The organism is Streptoalloteichus tenebrarius, from assembly GCF_024171885.1.
GTDB classification, from domain to species: domain Bacteria; phylum Actinomycetota; class Actinomycetes; order Mycobacteriales; family Pseudonocardiaceae; genus Streptoalloteichus; species Streptoalloteichus tenebrarius.
On record NZ_JAMTCP010000034.1, the window covers coordinates 36686 to 52202 of the forward strand.

The following is a 15517-nucleotide window of genomic DNA, read 5'->3' on the forward strand; positions in this document are numbered from 1 at the left end:
GGAACCAGCGGTGGCAGGACCGTGGACGAAAGTCCTGTCTCCGCGGCCGAAGGTCCGGGGAGGACAGGACAGGGGGCGCCGCACGTCGCGGGCGGGTGGTGTGATCAGCCCGGAAGGCCGAGCAGCGCGTCGAGGGACTCCCTCGCGGTGTCGCCCTCCCGAGGAGCACTCAGGGTTCGCAGTGTCGGGATCAGGGGTGGGAACAGGGCCGCCAGCGCCGCGCCGAGGGCGGCGACGTCGACGACGGCACGGACGGCCAGTGCGGCCGCGGGCGCCAGTTGACCGAAGGCCGCCACGACAGCGGCCGCCCCGGTCACGAGCGTGAGGCTTCCGGCGGCGAGAGCGCACCGCCTGGCACGCCGGGTGATGGCCACGGCCAACGGATTCGACGCGTCATTCAGGACACCGCGTCGGACCGCGCGCGACGCGCCGGCGGTCACGGCGACCAAGGAGGCCGACAGCAGCGGCACCGGTGTGGCGACGAGCAGGATCGCGGCGGACCGCGACGGCTCTCCCGTCGACACCCACACGAAGGCAGCGGTGAGCACCGCGAGGGCGCTCAGGACGACACCGAGGCGACGCAGATTGCCAGCCAGGGCGTCCTCGGCGACACGCAACGCTTCGATCGCGCGTCGCAGGGCGGCGTGGGCGCTGTCGTCGGCGTTCGCGGTCGCCCACAACTCGACGGTCGGACCGAGATTGGTGGCGCCCGCCCTGACGACGGTGCCTGGGGAACGCCACACGGGTGGCGCTCCCCCGCCGAGCGCGGACTCGTCGAACAGCCCGACGCCCGCGATCCTGCCGTCGACCGGGACCAGCTCGCCCTGGCGCACCACCAGGAGGTCTCCGTGTGCGACCCGTGCGACCGGAACGGTGCGGACCGCGTGGGACAGCCGCTGGTTCGCCCATCGCGGTGTGGCGGCCAGCGCCCGCCGCAGGTCCTGCCCCGCCCAGCGGCGCGCGAGGACCTGGAGCACGTGGCCGCCGACGAGCACGACGGCGGCCACGACGACCAGCGACGGCTCACCCGCCGCCAGGACCAGGCCCAGCGCGGCCAGGCCGAGCGCGGCCAGGCCGAGCGCGGCCAGGCCGAGCGCGGCGGCGACCGCGGGTCCGCGCCGGTCCTGCCGCGCGCGCCACACGCCTCGGATCACGTGGCTCGTGGTGGTCATGGCTCACCCCAGCTCCGAGCCGGGGGCGACCCGTTGTTCGGCGATCAACCAGGTTCCGTCCTGTGCGCGTGTGTCCGGCTCCGCGTCGGCACCCGGACTGTGGTCGAGGTTCCCGCTGGTCACGATGTGACGCTAGGTCGTGTCGGAAGGCGGAGGACACCGTCCAAGGTTCATGCCGGGCAGGGTCGAAAGCCCTCATCGGCCGCTCCGGCGGCGGGGAATCGCGGAAGCGGTCGCCGGCGCGGTCGCCTCCTCCCCCGCCCGCACGAGTGTCCACTATGGACTCCGCCATGTCCAGGAGCCCCTGGTGCCGACCGGGCGGCCGCGTCTGGACCCATCAGCCCCATTCCTCCTTGCGCCGCACCAGGGTCCGCACGTCCTGCGCCCCGGGCACGGCCAACGCCAGCGTCCTGGCCACCTGCTGGTCGGTCGGGTCGTCGAACTCGTCCTCGACGGTGACCACGCCGTGCTCGACGCGCACGGTCCAGCGGCCGAGACCGCCGTAGATCTCCAACCGGTGGCGCACGTCGGCGGCGATCACGGTGTCCTCGCGGGCGAGGACACGGACGAGGTCGCGCCGGGTGACGACGCCGACGACGCGCGAACCCTCGACGACGGGGACGCTGCGGATGTTCTTCTCCAGCATGACCGTCGCGATGTCGGCGAGGTCCGCTCCCGGGGGCATGGCCGTGACCGTCGTGGTCATCACCTCGCCCACGGTCGCCGGAGGTGAGGCGGGCGGCGGGGCCTCGCGGTAGAGCCTGCTGCGGGGGTCGCGCGGAATGCGGCCCCGCATCACGTCGGCCTCGGTGACGATGCCGACCAGCCGCTCGTCCTCGTCCACGACCGGCAGCGCGGTGAAGCCGTGCTCGGCGAGCATCGCGGCCGCCGTCTTGACGGGGGTCTCCGGACCCACCGTGACGGCGGGGTGAGTCATGACATCCTTGGCACGCATCGCGTTCTCCTGGTTCTTCCTCGTCACGATCACGTCATCGCGCTGCCGGGCATGAGGCAATCGGTGGCTCCGGACCACGCGGTGGGCAAGAAGAAGGGGCGGGAGCGTCTGGGGAGGCGCTGCTCCCGCCCCGGGACCGGTTCAACCGACCTTGCTGTCCTGCACCAGCAGATCGGCCACCGGGCGTCGTGGCACGGCCGGCACCGGCGAGCCGAACCCGATCCGCAACAGCATCTGGGGCTCCAAGCCTCCTCCGAGCAGCCGCCGCAGTTCCTCGCGCACCGGTCGCACCTCCACCACCTGCGACAGGAACGACGCCGACAGGCCCAGCGAGGTGGCGGTCAACAGCACGCGCTCCATCGCCTGACCCGCCTGCACCTCGGCCAACCGCCCCTCATAGAACGTGCAGAGCACCACCAGCAGCGGGTCGGCCTCGAAGTCCTTGCCGACCGCACGCGGCCGTGCCTGTCCCCCGGTGAAGTCCCGCAACACCCACTCGTCCTGCGGCTCCCGACGAGGACCACCAGCGGTCACCGGCACCCCGTCGGCGTGCCCGGACTCCCGGCCCGTCCACTCCGCCAGCTCCACCCGGTACCCCGGGTCGCGGGTCAGCGTGTCGTGGGACCGGGCCACCAGCCTCCGCAGCTCCGCGCGTTGGGAACGGTCCTCGACCACGTGCGGCCAGGCCCGCTCCGCCTGCGCGGCCCGGACCAACGCCTGACGATGACCAGCGGGGACGGGCTCATCCCGGAACGGCAGCCGGTTGGTCCGGCGCAGCGGCACCGCCCGCGCCAACGCCTCGACCTCGTGGCAGCGGCGGGCACGCCCGCCCTGACGGACCATCGCCAGCAGGCCGGGACGCGTCGCGTCGGGCAGAAGGCTGACCAGGGGTCGCACGCCGAAGGACTCCAACGCGACCCGCAGGTTGAACAGCGCCGCGCCGCACGACAGGTGCAGCTCCCGCTCCTCCGGGTCCACCACCGGCAGCCGACGCGTCGGGTCGGCGTGCAGCTCGATGCCCTCCGAGGTCACCCGGAACCGCCAGGGCTGGGTGTTGTGCACGGAGGGGGCCGCCCCCGCGGCCGCGAGCACTGCCTCGACCTGGTCCGGCCGCAGACCCAGGGCCTCGGGAACCGCGTTCATGGCACACCTCCTCGGTTGGCGCGAACGCCGGACCTCGGCGTCCCGACGCTCGACAACCAGCGTGTTCCGGGGCCGGGGGGCGGGCCCACGGGCGAAGGTCCCGTACCCGACGGGCACGCCGCCCCCTGTCTCCCCGGGCGTTGCGCCCATCCACGAGCGGTGACAGCCTGGAGGTACTCGGCTGACCGGCAGCCAGAGGGAGAGGCGCGCATGGCCGAGGAGAACCCGGATCGTCCCGTCGTGGGCGTCTCGCTGTCCGGGTTGCGACTGGACGAGCTGCTCGGCGAGGTGCAGGACCGGCTCGCCGAGATCGTGCGCACCCGCGACCGCCTCCAGGGCCTGCTGGACGCGATGCTCGCCGTGGCCACCGGCCTCGACCTCAACGCCACCCTGCTGCGCATCGCCACCGCCGCCGCCGACCTCGCCGACGCCCGCTACGCCGCCCTCGGTGTCCTGGGGGCCGAATCCACCCTCTCCCGGTTCGTCCACGTCGGCATCGACCCGGAGACACGAGCGCGGATGGGGCACCTCCCCGAGGGCAGGGGCCTGCTCGGCGAACTCATCCGCGACCCCCGGCCACTGCGCCTGACCGACCTCAGCGCCCACCCCGCCTCGGTCGGCTTCCCCCCGAACCATCCCCCCATGCGCACCTTCCTCGGCGTCCCGGTGCGCGTGCGGGACGAGGTGTTCGGCAACCTCTACCTGACCGAGAAGCAGGGCGGGGGCACCTTCACCGCCGACGACGAGGTCGTCATCCAGGCCCTGGCCGCCGCGGCGGGCATCGCCGTGGACAACGCCCGCCTGTTCGAGCAGTCCAAACTCCGGCAACGCTGGTTGGAGGCGGCCGGGGAGATCACCACCGAGCTGCTGTCCGGCGCGGAGCCGGCCGACGCGCTCCTGCTCATCGCCCAGCGCGCGATGGAGCTGTCCGGAGCCGACGGCGCGCTGATCGTGCTCCGCGACCCGCCCGGCGAGGCCGACCTCGTCGTGGGCGCCGCCGCCGGGCAGGCCACCCCGGCCCAGGACCTGCGCCTGACCGTCGACGAACCGGTGGTGGGCCAGGCGCTGCGCGAGGGCACGCCCGTGCTGGTCGCCGGGCGCGGTGACGAGGGGGTCGGGGAGATCCGCCGCGTGCTGCCGGAGGTCGGGCCGCTCATCGCGATCCCGCTGCGCGCCGGGGATCGCACCACCGGGGTCATCCTCGCCCTGCGCGGCAAGGACGGCGAGCAGTTCCTGCCGCACAAGCTGCCGCTGCTGACCTCCTTCGCCGACCAGGCCGCCATCGCGCTGGAGCTGGCCACCACGAGCCAGGCGCAGCGCCAGCTCGACGTCCTGGCCGACCGCGAACGCATCGCCCGCGACCTGCACGACCACGTCATCCAGCGGTTGTTCGCCACCGGACTGGGCCTCCAGAGCACGATGCACCGCACCGACGACACCGAACTCCGCCGACGCATCCACGCGGCGGTCGAGCAGCTCGACCAGACCGTGCGGGAGATCCGCACCTCGATCTTCGACCTGCACGCCCCCGACGAGGACACCGCGTCGGGACTGCGCCGGAAGCTGCTGGACGTGGTCGCGGACGCGACCGCGAACTCGGCGCTGTCGTCGACCGTGCGCCTGTCCGGCCCGATCGACACCCTGGTCGAGGCCGAGCTGGCCGACCACGCCGTGGCCGTGCTGCGGGAGGCGGTCAGCAACGCCGTGCGGCACTCCGGGGGGAGCCAGGTCACGGTGACGGTGGACGTGGCCAACGACCTCGTGGTGGAGGTCGCCGACGACGGTGTGGGCATCGACCCGGAAACGGCCCGCAGCGGCCTGCGGAACCTTGAGGACCGCGCCACGGAGGCCGGCGGGTCGTTCGTCGTCAGGGCCGAACCCGGCGGGGGCACCACGCTGCGCTGGCGCGCCCCGCTCACCTCAGGCCGGTGACACTCCCTCGGGGACACTCACCGTCGAGTGGGTGACACCGCCACGGGTGGTCAGCCACGGTGGGTCAGCGGGGCCGTTCCCGGTTCTCCCTCCGCAGCTCCGTGGCCAGCACGGCGGCCTGCGTCCGCCGCTGCATCCCCAGCTTCGCCAGCAGGTGGGAGACGTAGTTCTTCACGGTCTTCTCGGCCAGGAACATCCGCTCCGCGATCTGCCGGTTGGTCAGGCCCTCCCCGATCAACTCCAGCACGGTGCGCTCCTGGTCGGTCAGCTCCCGGAGGGGGTCGGCCCGTTCCTGGTCGCGGCGCAGCCGCGCCAGCAGCGCGGAGGTCGTCCGGGTGTCCAAAAGGGACTGTCCAGCCCCGACGGTGCGGATGGCGGTCACCAGGTCCCCGCCCAACACCTGCTTGAGCACGAACCCCGAGGCACCCGCCATGATCGCGTCCAGCAGCGCCTCGTCGTCGGCGAACGACGTCAGCATGAGACACCGCAGCTCGGGCATGCGGGACCGCAGCTCCCGGCACAGCTCCACGCCGTTGCCGTCGGGCAGCCGCACGTCGAGCACGGCCACGTCCGGCTGGCTGGCCGGCACCCTGGCGAGCGCCTCCGCCACCGACGCCGCCTCGCCCACCACGGTCAGCTCCGGATCGGACTCCAGCAGATCGGCGATCCCCCGCCGCACGATCTCGTGGTCGTCCACGAGGAACACCCGGACACTCATCCCCGCACCGCCTTTCCCTCCCGAACCTACGCGCCGGCCCGGCGCACGGCCCGAGTCGAAGGTCCCTGTTCCGGGTGAACTCGGCTCACCGTGGCCCTCCGCCCGTGACCCGCGGCGCGAGCGGAGCGCCCGGCCCGACGACGCGCCGGCGCGCCCCGCACGCCGCCGGGCTCGTCATCCGGCGCGGCCACGGCTGAGGAGCGCCGACAGGCCGTGCTCGAAGCGCTCGTCGAAGGACGCGGCGTCGAGGTGCGGGAGCACCCGGCGCAGCGCGGGGTGGCTGTCCTCGGACACGGCACGGGTGAGCCGGTCGTCGAGGGACCCGGGCGCGGCCTGCTCCTCCTGGGTCAGCCCGAGCGTGAAGTAGGTGACGGCCCAGGAGGTCCACGCCGCCTCGCGCTCGTCCATGCCGCCGTCGAGCAGGGCGGCGACGAGCGCGTCGGCGAAGCGCAGGGTGTGCGGCTCGGCGGTGTAGGTGCCGGTGACCAGGGCCGCGCCGTCGCGGTGCGCGAGCAGGGCGCGGCGGTGGCGTCGGGCGAGTTCGCGGGCCCGCTCGTCCCAGGCGTCCGGCAGGTCGTCGAAGGGGATCTCGCCGACGACGGCGTCGGCCATCAGCTCCAGCAGCCGGGCCTTGGTCTTCACGTGCCACAGGACCGTGTTCATCCGCACGCCGAGCCGGTCGGCGACGGCGCGGGTGGACACGGCGTCCAGGCCCTCGTCGTCGAGGAGTTCGACGGCGGCGCGCACGACGGCGTCCAGGTCGAGCCGCGTGGCGCGGCCCCCACCCCCTTGCTTCTTGGTCACTGACCTAGTTTACTGCACCCCGGTTCGACTTGGTCACTGACCAAGACCGAGTGGTCGTCGTGGCCACCCCCGTTCGAGGAGGAGACGTGGAACAGCAGGTCGTCATCGCCGGCGGCGGTCCCGTGGGACTGTGGCTGGCGGCCGAGCTTCGGCTCGGCGGAGCGTCCGTCACCGTGATCGAGGAGCGCACCGAGCGCGACGCGCGGTCCAAGGCGCTCACCGTCCACCCCCGCACCCTGGAGATCCTGGCCTCGCGCGACGCGCACCGGCCCTTCCTCGCCGAGGGCACGCCCTTCCCCGGCGGCCACTTCGGCACGCTCGACGACCGGCTGGACTTCAGCGGGCTGGACTCCCCGTTCCCCTACACGCTGGCGCTCCCCCAGGCGCGCACGGAGGAGCTGATCGAGGCCCACGCGCTCGCGGCCGGCGTCCGGCTCCGGCGCGGTCACCGCGTCACCGGCCTCACCGAGAGCGCGACGGCGGTGACCGTGCGGGTGGAGGGCCCCGAGGGGCCGTACGACCTCACGGCCGACTACGTGGTCGGCTGCGACGGCACCCGCAGCACGGTGCGCGCGGCGGCGGGCATCGACTTCCCCGGCACCCCGTCCACCGTCCTGGGCTGGCTCGGCGACGTCACGCTGGACAGCCCGCCGCCGCCCGGCTTCACCGCCTTCACGTCCGCCGGCGTGCTGATGATCGCGGCGCTGCCCGGCGGCCTGCACCGGCTGGTCGGCATCACCCCGGAGGACCTGCGCACCGACTGGCCCGGCGACCTCACCCTCGACGAACTCCGGGCCAAGACCGTCGCCATCACCGGTCAGGACTTCGGCATGCGCGACCCGGTGTGGCTCTCCCGGTTCGGCAACGCCACCCGCCTGGCCGAGCACTACCGCCTCGGCCGTGTCCTGCTCGCCGGTGACGCCGCGCACCAGCACTTCCCCGCGGGAGGCGTGGGCATGAACGTCGGCATCCAGGACGCCCACAACCTCGGCTGGAAGCTCGCCGCCACCCTGCGCGGCTGGGCCCCCGACGGCCTGCTGGACACCTACCACGCCGAGCGGCACCCGGTCGGCGCCGACCTGGCCGAGGGAAGCCGGGCCCAGGTCGCCCTGATGACCGGCTTCTCCCCCGAGGGGACCGACCTGCGCGCGTTGATCAGCCGGGCGATCGCCACCCAGCCCTCGTTCAACCGGATGCTGGCCGAGCGCCTGACCGGGCTCGCGGTCAGCTACCCGCCCCAGGACCCGTCGGCCCACCCCCTGACGGGCACGCGCGCTCCGGACCTGGTCTTCGCCGACGCGGACGCCGAGGCCGGCGAGTCCTCCCTGTTCGCCCTGCTGCGCGCGGACAGCTACGTCCTGCTGGACCTGACCGGCGCGGCGGTCAGCCCGCTCGGCGACCTGGCGAGGCCGGGGCTCGTCGTGCGCTCCCGGTCGCTCGCCGAGACGCCGAGCACGTGGTCCGGGGTCCGCGCGGCCCTGGTCCGACCCGACGGCCACGTCGCGTGGGTCGGAACCACCCCGGACGACGCCGCGCTGGCCTCGGCCGCGAACCGGGTGCTCGCCACCACCCACCGCGACGCCTGAGCACAGGGATCGTCCACAGAGGACACAGATGATGGGCGTGGCCCCCAGTGACGGAAACCGCTCTCCCGGGTTGATCCGCCACTGAGTGGTGAACGTGGTGAACCGGGTCGACGGCGGGTGGGCGCCCACCCGCCGGGCCGCAACGGCCACGACCACACATTCCCTCCACTATGGACACTTTCCTGCCCTCTGGTCGTGCGGTGCTCAACGACTGACAACCGAACGCGTCGGCCCGCGGTCTGACATGCTGGTTGACCTGGGTCGATCCAGGGACCAACCCTTGGTGACACCGTTATGCTCCGCGGCATGCGGAACTGGGAAACACGCGGTTTCTCCCTCGCCACAAGGGATCGATTACTCGCGGGCGGGCTCGCCGCGTCCCTGGTCGCCCTGCACTGGCCGTGGGCCAGGAACGGCATCCTGATCGACGCACCCGCCAACCTCGTCGTGTCCCACACGACGGCGGTGCTCGGGTGCGTGGTCCTGGTCTGGCGGCGGCGCTTCCCCCGGCTGGTCTACTGGGTCCTCGTGCCGGCCTGCGCGGTCTGGATGCTCGCCCGGTTGCCGGGCGCGCTGTGCCTGCTCGCCGTGTGCTGGGTCGCGATCTACAACGTCTGCGCCCGTCTGGAGCGCCGCGCGGCGCTCGCGATGGGCCTGTGCACCGTGTTCGTCGGGATCGCGGTCCTCGGGTGCCTGTTCGCCGTGAACGCCCCCCACGGCGAGTCCACGTTCCTCGCCCCGGTCGTGCTCGCCGCCGCCTACCTCGGAACGGCGTTGGCCGCCGCCGGCTACCGCCACGCCCACCTGGCCTATCTCGCCGAGGCCGCCCAGCGCGGCGCCGCCGAGGAACGAGTCCGGATCGCGCGGGAACTGCACGACGTCCTGACGCACACGCTCAGCGGCATCGTCGTCCTGGCCGGCGGAGCCCGCCGCGCCGCCGCCCGTCGCCCGGCCGACGCCGAGGGCGCCCTGGCCGAGATCGAGCACACCGGGCGGAACGCCATGGAGGAGGTCAGGCAGCTTCTGGCCAGCCTCCGCTCCGACGGCTCCAGCCCCCACGACCTCGCCGCGCTCCTCGACCGGTTCCGCAGGACCGGACTGGCCGTCACCGTCGCACGACCGCTGCCGGAGTCCGTGGACCACACCACCTACCGCATCGTGCAGGAGGCGCTCACCAACTGCCTCCGGCACGCGCCCGGCCAGGCGGCCCGGTTGAGCGTCGACACCACCGACGGCGTCACCGTCGAGGTCAGCAACGACGGACCCCCGGTCGCCCCGTGCCGTCTCGGCCACGGGCTGACCGGGATGCGGGAACGCGCCCGGCTTCTCGGTGGCGACCTCTCGGCCGGCCCCCGGGAGGGCGGCGGCTGGGCGGTGCGCGCGTCACTCCCCGTGGAGGCGCGATGATCCGCGTGGTGATCTGCGACGACGCGCCGATCGTCCGCATGGGGCTGCGCATGCTGGTCGCCGCCGAGGACGACCTCGACGTCGTGGCCGAGGCCGCCCACGGCGTCGAGGCGCTGGAGCAGGTCCGCCGCACCAGGCCCGACGTGCTCCTGCTCGACCTGGAGATGCCCCGGCTCCACGGCATCGAGGTGATCGCGTCGGTGGTGGACCAGACCCGGGTCCTGGTCCTCACCACCTTCGAGCGCGACGACTACGTCCACGCGGCGTTGCGCGGCGGCGCGAGCGGTTTCCTGGTCAAGGACGCGCCGCCGGACCAGGTCGTGAGCGCGATCCGCGCGGTCGCCGCCGGGCAGGCCTGGCTGTCGCCGACGGTCACCCGCACGCTGCTGAGCACCGTCGCCCCCACCCTCCCGTGCGGCGACCCGCGACTCAGGGATCTGTCCACATCGGACATCCGATTGCTCGGCCTGCTCGGTCGCGGCCACAGCAACACCGAGATCGCGGCCGAACTGGACCTCACGCCGGCCACCGTGAAGACCTACGTCTCCCGCCTGCTCGGCCGGCTCGGCGTCCGCGACCGCACGCAGGCGGCACTGCTCGCCAGGGACGCCGGCCTCACCACACCGGGTTTCCTCTCGGGCTCGGGCGAGCACCGGGAGTCAGGCCCCGGCGACACCACGGTCACGAACGTGCGCCGTGGACGGTCAGGACGTAGCCCTCGGGGCCGGTGAGGGAGAACACCGGGCCGAACGGGCTGTCGTTGACCGGGGTGACCTCGACCCCTCCCCTGGCGAGCTGGTCGTGCAGCGCGTGCGCGTCGGGGGTCGCGAACCACAGGGCGACGCCCAGCCCTGGGCGGCCGGCGTCGAGGTCGGTCCCCGGCAGCGGTTCCCGCACCGCGAACGGGGTCGGCCTGGTGTCGAACACGACCGCGCCGGGAGGTGAGACGGGGTTGCGGCGCAGGCCGAGGTGCCGCTCGCAGAAGGCGGCGGCCGCCTCGACGTCGTGGACCTGCAACGCCACGAAGTCGGGGCCGTCGACGGCGACAGTCATGGGGTCCTCCTCGGATTGATGTCAGGAAGTTGACATAGGCGACGCTAGGGCGAACCGGGCCGGTATGTCAAACTCCTGACATGAAGAACCCGGAGACGGGCGAGACGCCGCACACCGCCAGCGACGTGACCAGCCACGTGGGCTACCGGCTCAAGCGCGCGCACGCCGCCCTGCGCGGCGCCATGGACAGGGCGCTGCGCGACCACGACCTGACCGTGCCGCAGTACGCCTGCCTCGAAGTCCTCGCCCTGCGACCGGGCCTGAGCAACGCCGAACTCGCCCGCGCCATCTTCGTCACCCGACAGTCGGTGAACGTCGTGCTGCGCGGGCTCCAGGACGCGGGCCTGGTCACCCGCCCCGACGCCGTGGAGCACGGCCGGGCCCGTCCCATCCACCTCACCGACGAGGGGCTCCGTCGCCTGCGCGCCGTCCAGTCCCGCGTCTACGCCCTCGAAGCCCGCATGATCCGGGACATTCCCGCGCGGCGCCTGCGCGCCCTCCTTGAGGACCTCGACCGCATGGCCGACGCTCTGGAGGAATGACCCGCGCCTCGCGGGGAACGGTGATCACCCGACCCGCCGGCCGGGCACGGCGGAGGCCCGGCCAGCGCGGTCACGCGCCGGGGACGGGCAGGAGCCGGTAGGCGCCCCCCTGCCTGATCACGCGGCCGGCGGTGGGCGGCGCGAAGTGCGTGCCCAGGACGAGGGTGTCCGTGTCGGCGAGGGAATCGAGCAGCGCGCGACGCGAGGCCTCGGACTGTCGCGGGTCGATGTCGACGCAGGCCCCGATGGCGGGGTGGGCGAGCTGGACCGGGTGGTGGACGCAGTCGCCCGTGATCACGGCCCTCGCGTCCTGGCTGGTCAGCTCGACCGCGACGTGACCGGGGGTGTGGCCGGGCGTGGGCAGCAGGCGCAGGCCCGGCGTGATCTCGACGCCCTCGGCCGGGACGTCGACCAGGTCCAGCAGACCCGCCTCCTCGACGGGGATCACGGAGTCGCGGAACATCTGCGCGCGCGCCTCCTCCATGTCGTAGGTGGCCCAGAACTCCCGCTCGGCGCGGGAGGTGAGGTGGCGGGCGTGGGGGAAGGTGGGGACCCACTCGCCCTCCACCTCCCGCGTGTTCCACCCGACGTGGTCGGCGTGCAGGTGGGTGAGGATCACCAGGTCCATGGAGTCCGGGGGAAACCCGGCGGCGGTGAGGCGCTCCAGGAAGTCGGTCCGCAGGTCGTGCCACGCCGGGTTGGCCCGCTCCTTGCCGTTGCCGATGCCGGTGTCGACGAGCACGCGCAGACCGCCGACGACGAACGCGAAGCTGTGGCTGTCGATGCGCAGGACGCCCTCGTGATCGGCGAAGTGGGGCCGCAGCCAGTCCTGGCCGTTCACCACCTCGGGCGTGGCGTCGGGCAGCAGCCACGGCCCGGTCGCGGGCGGCAGGAGAACCTCGTCGACGCGGTGGACGGTGATGTCGCCGACGGTCCAGGACGGGATCGGGGCAGTGAGGGAAGCGTTCATGACCGGTCGTTTCCTTTGCTTTCCAGTGTTTTCGGTGTTGTTCGGAGGGGTGGTCCTGGGAGGGATGGTCCTGCGTGGGATCACCGGCCGCGCCGTGTCGCGGCGAGCACGGCCAGGGCCGCCACGGAGAGAAGGGCTGCGGCGACGGCACAGGCGTGGGAGGTCGTGCCGAGCCCGTAGTGCTGGGTGGCCGCACCCGCGGCGATCGCGGGCAGGCTCATGGAGAGGTAGCTGAGGACGTAGTAGGAGGCCACGGTCGCGGCGCCGCCCTGCTCGTCGCGCGAGGGGAGGATCATCCGCAGCGCCCCTTGGGAAACGGCCCCGAAGGCGACGCCGGCCAGGGCCGCACCGCAGTAAAGGGTGGGCAGTCCGCCGCCGTGCAGACCCACCAGCATCAGGATCGCGGCGGGCAGGACGGACAGGCATCCGCCGATCACCATGGCGCGGGGTGCGGTGCGCCGCAGCATCCACACAGCGAGCGTGGCGGTGGCACTGAGGACGAAGAAGATCATGCCGCCGGCCGCCTGCGGGGCGTGCGGGGCCACCAGGCGCACGAGTGCCGGGCCGAGCGAGGAGTAGAAACCGCTCAGCGCCCAGATCGCGACCACCCCGGTCCCGACCACTGACAGGGCGCGGCGCGTCGTCGGCGGGACGCTGAGCCGAGGACGCAGTGACCGCAGCGCGCCGGGGCGCCGGTGGGCTGTCTCGGTCGTGAACGAGATCGCGATCGCCTGGGCGACGAACACCACCGCCAGCAGCACGAAGACCGTGACGGCCGGGGCGGGGGCGAACCGCACGAGGAGGGTGGCGGCGAGGACGCCCGCCGCCATGCCGGCGACCGGCGCGATGCTGTTGGTCAGGGCCGAGCGACCCGGGCGCCGGGGGTCCTCCCGATCGAGCAGGGCCGCGCCGGCGGCACTGGTCGCCACGCCGGTGGCCATCCCCTGGAGGACCCGGGCGGCGATCAGGGGGCCGCCGCCGTCCGCCGAGGCCAGCAGGAGCATGGCGGCCGCCTCCACGACCAGGGCTCCCACCAGGACGGGACGTCGCCCGAGGTGGTCGGAGAGCGCCCCGGTGGTGAGCAGGGCCAGCAGCAGTGCCAGGGAGTAGGCGCTGAAGACCACGGTGACGTCGAGCGCGGAAAGGCCCATGTGGTCCTGGTAGAGCGGGTACAGCGGGGTCGGGGCGCCGGACGCCGCCAGGAGGGCCACCAGGATCGACGCGGTCAGGACGAAGGAAGCCGGGTGGCCGGTCGCGCGGACAGGGGCGGCTCTGAGGCGGCAGGGCGCGGGCGCGGGTGGGCCGGATGCTGGTGCGTCGGACGCGACGCGGATCATGGGGACTCCCCACTAAACGCAACGGGTTTGCTTTAAGCCAGCGTAGGCGCGTACGGTCGGTTAAAGCAAACCGTTAGCTTTTGGAGCGCGAGGGTTCGTCGCTCCAGCCCCGACCGGGAGACAACGCCATGTCCACCACCGCACTCACCCCTCCGGAGGCGGCCCGCTGGGCCGACCGCGCCGGACTCCCCCTACCCGCCGACCGCCACACCGACGTCGCGGCCGTGGCCAACCACATCCATTCCGTCATCGCGGTCCTGCGCGAACTGGACTTCGGGGACACCCCGCCCGCGGCCGCCTACCGCGTGGGAGAGGAGAAGCACGATGCGACCGTTTGAGCTGTCCCTCGCCGCGGCCGCCGACGCGATCCAGGCGCGGGAGCTGTCCCCCGTCGACCTGGTGGACTCGGTCCTCGACCGCATCGAACAGGTGGAACCGCACCTCGACGCCTACGTCACCGTTACCGCCGACCAGGCCCGACGGGCGGCCCGCGAGGCCGAGGACGCGATCGCGACCGGCCACCCCCACGGCCCGCTGCACGGCGTCCCCATGGGCCTGAAGGACCTGATCGACGTGGCCGGCGTCGCCACCACCGCCAGCTCCCTGGTCCGCGCCGACCACCGCGCCGAGGCCGACAGCGCGGTCGCCGCGCGCCTGCGGGCGGCCGGCGCGGTCCTGGTCGGCAAGACGCACACGCACGAGTTCGCCTACGGATTGACCACCCCGCAGACCAGCAACGCCTGGGACCGCGGGCGGGTCGCCGGCGGCTCCAGCGGCGGGTCGGCGGTCGCCGTGGCCTCGGGCGCCGCGACCTTCGCCCTGGGCACCGACAGCGGCGGGTCGATCCGGGTGCCCGCCGCGCTCAACGGGGTCGTCGGCCTCAAGCCGACCTACGGCCTCGTGCCCCGCCACGGCGTCACGTCGCTGTCCTGGTCGCTGGACCACGTTGGGCCGATCACCCGCACCGTCGAGGACGCGGCCCTGGTCCTGTCCGTCCTGGCCGGACACGACCCCCGCGACCCCGCGTCCCTGCCCGCCCCCGTCGGGGACTACCGACCCGGCCGGGACACCGAGCTGGCCGGGCTGCGCGTCGGCGTGCCACGCAACTACTACTTCGAGCACGTCGACCCGGAGGTGGAGGCCGCGGTCCGGCGCGCCATCGACCGGTTGGCGGATCTCGGCGCGCGCCTCGTCGAGGTCGAGATCCCCATGACGCGCTACGTCCAGGCGACGCAGTGGGCTCTGATGGCCCCCGAGGCCAGCGCCTACCACGAGCGAACCCTGCGGACGATTCCCGACCGGTACCAGGCGGACGTCCGCATCCTCCTGGAGGCCGCCGAACTGGTGCCCGCCGGGGACTACCTGCGCGCCCAGCGCGCCAGGACCCTGATGCGGCAGGAGTGGGCGCGGATGCTGGACGAGGTCGACGTGATCGCCGCCCCGACCGTTCCGGCCACCGCCGTGCCGGCCGACCAGGAGACCGTCACCTGGCCCGACGGCACGGTCGAGGGCGTCGCCGACCTGTACGTGCGCCTCTCGGCCCCGGCCAACATCACCGGCGTGCCCTCGCTCTCCGTGCCGGTCGGCCACGACTCCGCGGGACTGCCGATCGGCATGCAGTTGCTCGGGCGCCCCTTCGGGGAGGCCACGATCCTGCGGGTCGGTCACGCGTACGAGCTGACGGAGCCGGCCCGGGCGCTCGCGCCCGTGGTCTGAGCGCGTCCGCGTGGGCCTGGCCGGAGGTTCCGGCCAGGCCCACGCGGCCGGCCCGCGCGCTCCTCCCACCGCGCCTGGCCAGGAGGACAACGCGGCGACGCGCCGCGCGCCACCAGCGCTGATCTCGGCTGCTCGTGGGGCGCGCGTCACTCTAGACGCAACAACTTTGCTTTAGGGTGGGT

At 73.6% G+C, this 15517-nt stretch carries 15 protein-coding genes; 7 read left to right on the forward strand and 8 right to left on the reverse strand.

Annotated features, from left to right (window positions below):
- Nucleotides 1-104: 104 nt before the first annotated feature.
- The 3 genes from LX15_RS23575 to LX15_RS23585 form a co-directional block, all read right to left on the reverse strand.
- A complete protein-coding gene (locus LX15_RS23575; protein ID WP_253671827.1) occupies nucleotides 105-1172 on the reverse strand; it encodes a P-type ATPase actuator domain-containing protein in 1068 nt (355 codons plus the stop codon).
- Nucleotides 1173-1509: 337 nt separating this feature from the next.
- The gene (locus LX15_RS23580; RefSeq protein ID WP_253671828.1) at nucleotides 1510-2127 is read right to left on the reverse strand and encodes a CBS domain-containing protein; all 618 of its coding nucleotides are present in this window, start codon (nucleotides 2125-2127) and stop codon (nucleotides 1510-1512) included.
- A gap of 141 nt (nucleotides 2128-2268) precedes the next feature.
- Nucleotides 2269-3270 (reverse strand): Acg family FMN-binding oxidoreductase, encoded by a 1002-nt coding sequence (locus tag LX15_RS23585; RefSeq protein WP_253671829.1) that lies wholly within the window; start codon nucleotides 3268-3270, stop codon nucleotides 2269-2271.
- A 210-nt stretch (nucleotides 3271-3480) separates the two neighbouring features.
- Here LX15_RS23585 and LX15_RS23590 point away from each other — a divergent pair, with 210 nt between their 5' ends.
- Nucleotides 3481-5202, forward strand: a complete 1722-nt coding sequence (locus LX15_RS23590) for a GAF domain-containing sensor histidine kinase (RefSeq protein WP_253671830.1) — start codon at nucleotides 3481-3483, stop codon at nucleotides 5200-5202.
- 64 nt (nucleotides 5203-5266) lie between these two features.
- Here the strand turns inward: LX15_RS23590 and LX15_RS23595 are convergent, their stop codons facing one another.
- Together LX15_RS23595 and LX15_RS23600 are read right to left on the reverse strand one after the other, a co-directional pair.
- Complete coding sequence (locus tag LX15_RS23595; protein ID WP_253671831.1) at nucleotides 5267-5920, reverse strand: response regulator; 654 nt, start codon at nucleotides 5918-5920, stop codon at nucleotides 5267-5269.
- Between the two features lie 174 nt (nucleotides 5921-6094).
- Complete coding sequence (locus tag LX15_RS23600) at nucleotides 6095-6724, reverse strand: TetR/AcrR family transcriptional regulator C-terminal domain-containing protein (RefSeq protein WP_253671832.1); 630 nt, start codon at nucleotides 6722-6724, stop codon at nucleotides 6095-6097.
- An 86-nt stretch (nucleotides 6725-6810) separates the two neighbouring features.
- Between LX15_RS23600 and LX15_RS23605 the strand changes: the two genes are divergently transcribed.
- The 3 genes from LX15_RS23605 to LX15_RS23615 all read left to right on the forward strand — a co-directional run bounded on the left by LX15_RS23605 (nucleotide 6811) and on the right by LX15_RS23615 (nucleotide 10448).
- Complete coding sequence (locus tag LX15_RS23605; RefSeq protein WP_253671833.1) at nucleotides 6811-8310, forward strand: FAD-dependent monooxygenase; 1500 nt, start codon at nucleotides 6811-6813, stop codon at nucleotides 8308-8310.
- Between the two features lie 306 nt (nucleotides 8311-8616).
- Nucleotides 8617-9717, forward strand: coding sequence for a sensor histidine kinase (locus LX15_RS23610; protein WP_253671834.1), 1101 nt, complete (start codon nucleotides 8617-8619; stop codon nucleotides 9715-9717).
- Nucleotides 9714-10448 carry a response regulator gene (locus LX15_RS23615; RefSeq protein WP_253671835.1) on the forward strand — a complete coding sequence of 245 codons (735 nt, stop codon included), beginning with the start codon at nucleotides 9714-9716 and terminating at the stop codon, nucleotides 10446-10448. The genes LX15_RS23610 and LX15_RS23615 overlap by 4 nt, the downstream gene beginning before the upstream one ends.
- Here the strand turns inward: LX15_RS23615 and LX15_RS23620 are convergent.
- Nucleotides 10399-10770, reverse strand: a complete 372-nt coding sequence (locus tag LX15_RS23620) for a VOC family protein (RefSeq protein WP_253671836.1) — start codon at nucleotides 10768-10770, stop codon at nucleotides 10399-10401. The genes LX15_RS23615 and LX15_RS23620 overlap by 50 nt on opposite strands.
- A gap of 80 nt (nucleotides 10771-10850) precedes the next feature.
- Between LX15_RS23620 and LX15_RS23625 the strand changes: the two genes are divergently transcribed.
- Entirely contained in the window at nucleotides 10851-11312 is a 462-nt protein-coding gene (locus LX15_RS23625; protein WP_253671837.1) for a MarR family winged helix-turn-helix transcriptional regulator, read from the forward strand.
- 70 nt (nucleotides 11313-11382) lie between these two features.
- Here the strand turns inward: LX15_RS23625 and LX15_RS23630 are convergent, their stop codons facing one another.
- Nucleotides 11383-12282, reverse strand: coding sequence for an MBL fold metallo-hydrolase (locus LX15_RS23630; RefSeq protein WP_253671838.1), 900 nt, complete (start codon nucleotides 12280-12282; stop codon nucleotides 11383-11385).
- An 80-nt stretch (nucleotides 12283-12362) separates the two neighbouring features.
- Complete coding sequence (locus tag LX15_RS23635) at nucleotides 12363-13619, reverse strand: MFS transporter (protein WP_253671839.1); 1257 nt, start codon at nucleotides 13617-13619, stop codon at nucleotides 12363-12365.
- A gap of 128 nt (nucleotides 13620-13747) precedes the next feature.
- Here LX15_RS23635 and LX15_RS23640 point away from each other — a divergent pair, with 128 nt between their 5' ends.
- Together LX15_RS23640 and LX15_RS23645 are read left to right on the forward strand one after the other, a co-directional pair.
- A complete protein-coding gene (locus LX15_RS23640; protein ID WP_253671840.1) occupies nucleotides 13748-13957 on the forward strand; it encodes a hypothetical protein in 210 nt (69 codons plus the stop codon).
- The gene (locus LX15_RS23645) at nucleotides 13944-15335 is read left to right on the forward strand and encodes an amidase (protein ID WP_253671841.1); all 1392 of its coding nucleotides are present in this window, start codon (nucleotides 13944-13946) and stop codon (nucleotides 15333-15335) included. Before LX15_RS23640 ends, LX15_RS23645 begins: the two co-directional genes overlap by 14 nt.
- Nucleotides 15336-15517: the final 182 nt, after the last annotated feature.

What these genes read in the sequence shown, in the direction of transcription:
- LX15_RS23640 (WP_253671840.1), top strand. Translation starts at nt 13,748, where the DNA reads ATGTCCACCACCGCACTCACCCCTCCGGAGGCGGCCCGCTGGGCCGAC.
- LX15_RS23645 (WP_253671841.1), top strand. Translation starts at nt 13,944, where the DNA reads ATGCGACCGTTTGAGCTGTCCCTCGCCGCGGCCGCCGACGCGATCCAG.
- LX15_RS23575 (WP_253671827.1), bottom strand. Translation starts at nt 1,172, where the DNA reads ATGACCACCACGAGCCACGTGATCCGAGGCGTGTGGCGCGCGCGGCAG.
- LX15_RS23585 (WP_253671829.1), bottom strand. Translation starts at nt 3,270, where the DNA reads ATGAACGCGGTTCCCGAGGCCCTGGGTCTGCGGCCGGACCAGGTCGAG.
- LX15_RS23580 (WP_253671828.1), bottom strand. Translation starts at nt 2,127, where the DNA reads ATGCGTGCCAAGGATGTCATGACTCACCCCGCCGTCACGGTGGGTCCG.
- LX15_RS23625 (WP_253671837.1), top strand. Translation starts at nt 10,851, where the DNA reads ATGAAGAACCCGGAGACGGGCGAGACGCCGCACACCGCCAGCGACGTG.
- LX15_RS23630 (WP_253671838.1), bottom strand. Translation starts at nt 12,282, where the DNA reads ATGAACGCTTCCCTCACTGCCCCGATCCCGTCCTGGACCGTCGGCGAC.
- LX15_RS23590 (WP_253671830.1), top strand. Translation starts at nt 3,481, where the DNA reads ATGGCCGAGGAGAACCCGGATCGTCCCGTCGTGGGCGTCTCGCTGTCC.
- LX15_RS23635 (WP_253671839.1), bottom strand. Translation starts at nt 13,619, where the DNA reads ATGATCCGCGTCGCGTCCGACGCACCAGCATCCGGCCCACCCGCGCCC.
- LX15_RS23610 (WP_253671834.1), top strand. Translation starts at nt 8,617, where the DNA reads ATGCGGAACTGGGAAACACGCGGTTTCTCCCTCGCCACAAGGGATCGA.
- LX15_RS23595 (WP_253671831.1), bottom strand. Translation starts at nt 5,920, where the DNA reads ATGAGTGTCCGGGTGTTCCTCGTGGACGACCACGAGATCGTGCGGCGG.
- LX15_RS23620 (WP_253671836.1), bottom strand. Translation starts at nt 10,770, where the DNA reads ATGACTGTCGCCGTCGACGGCCCCGACTTCGTGGCGTTGCAGGTCCAC.
- LX15_RS23615 (WP_253671835.1), top strand. Translation starts at nt 9,714, where the DNA reads ATGATCCGCGTGGTGATCTGCGACGACGCGCCGATCGTCCGCATGGGG.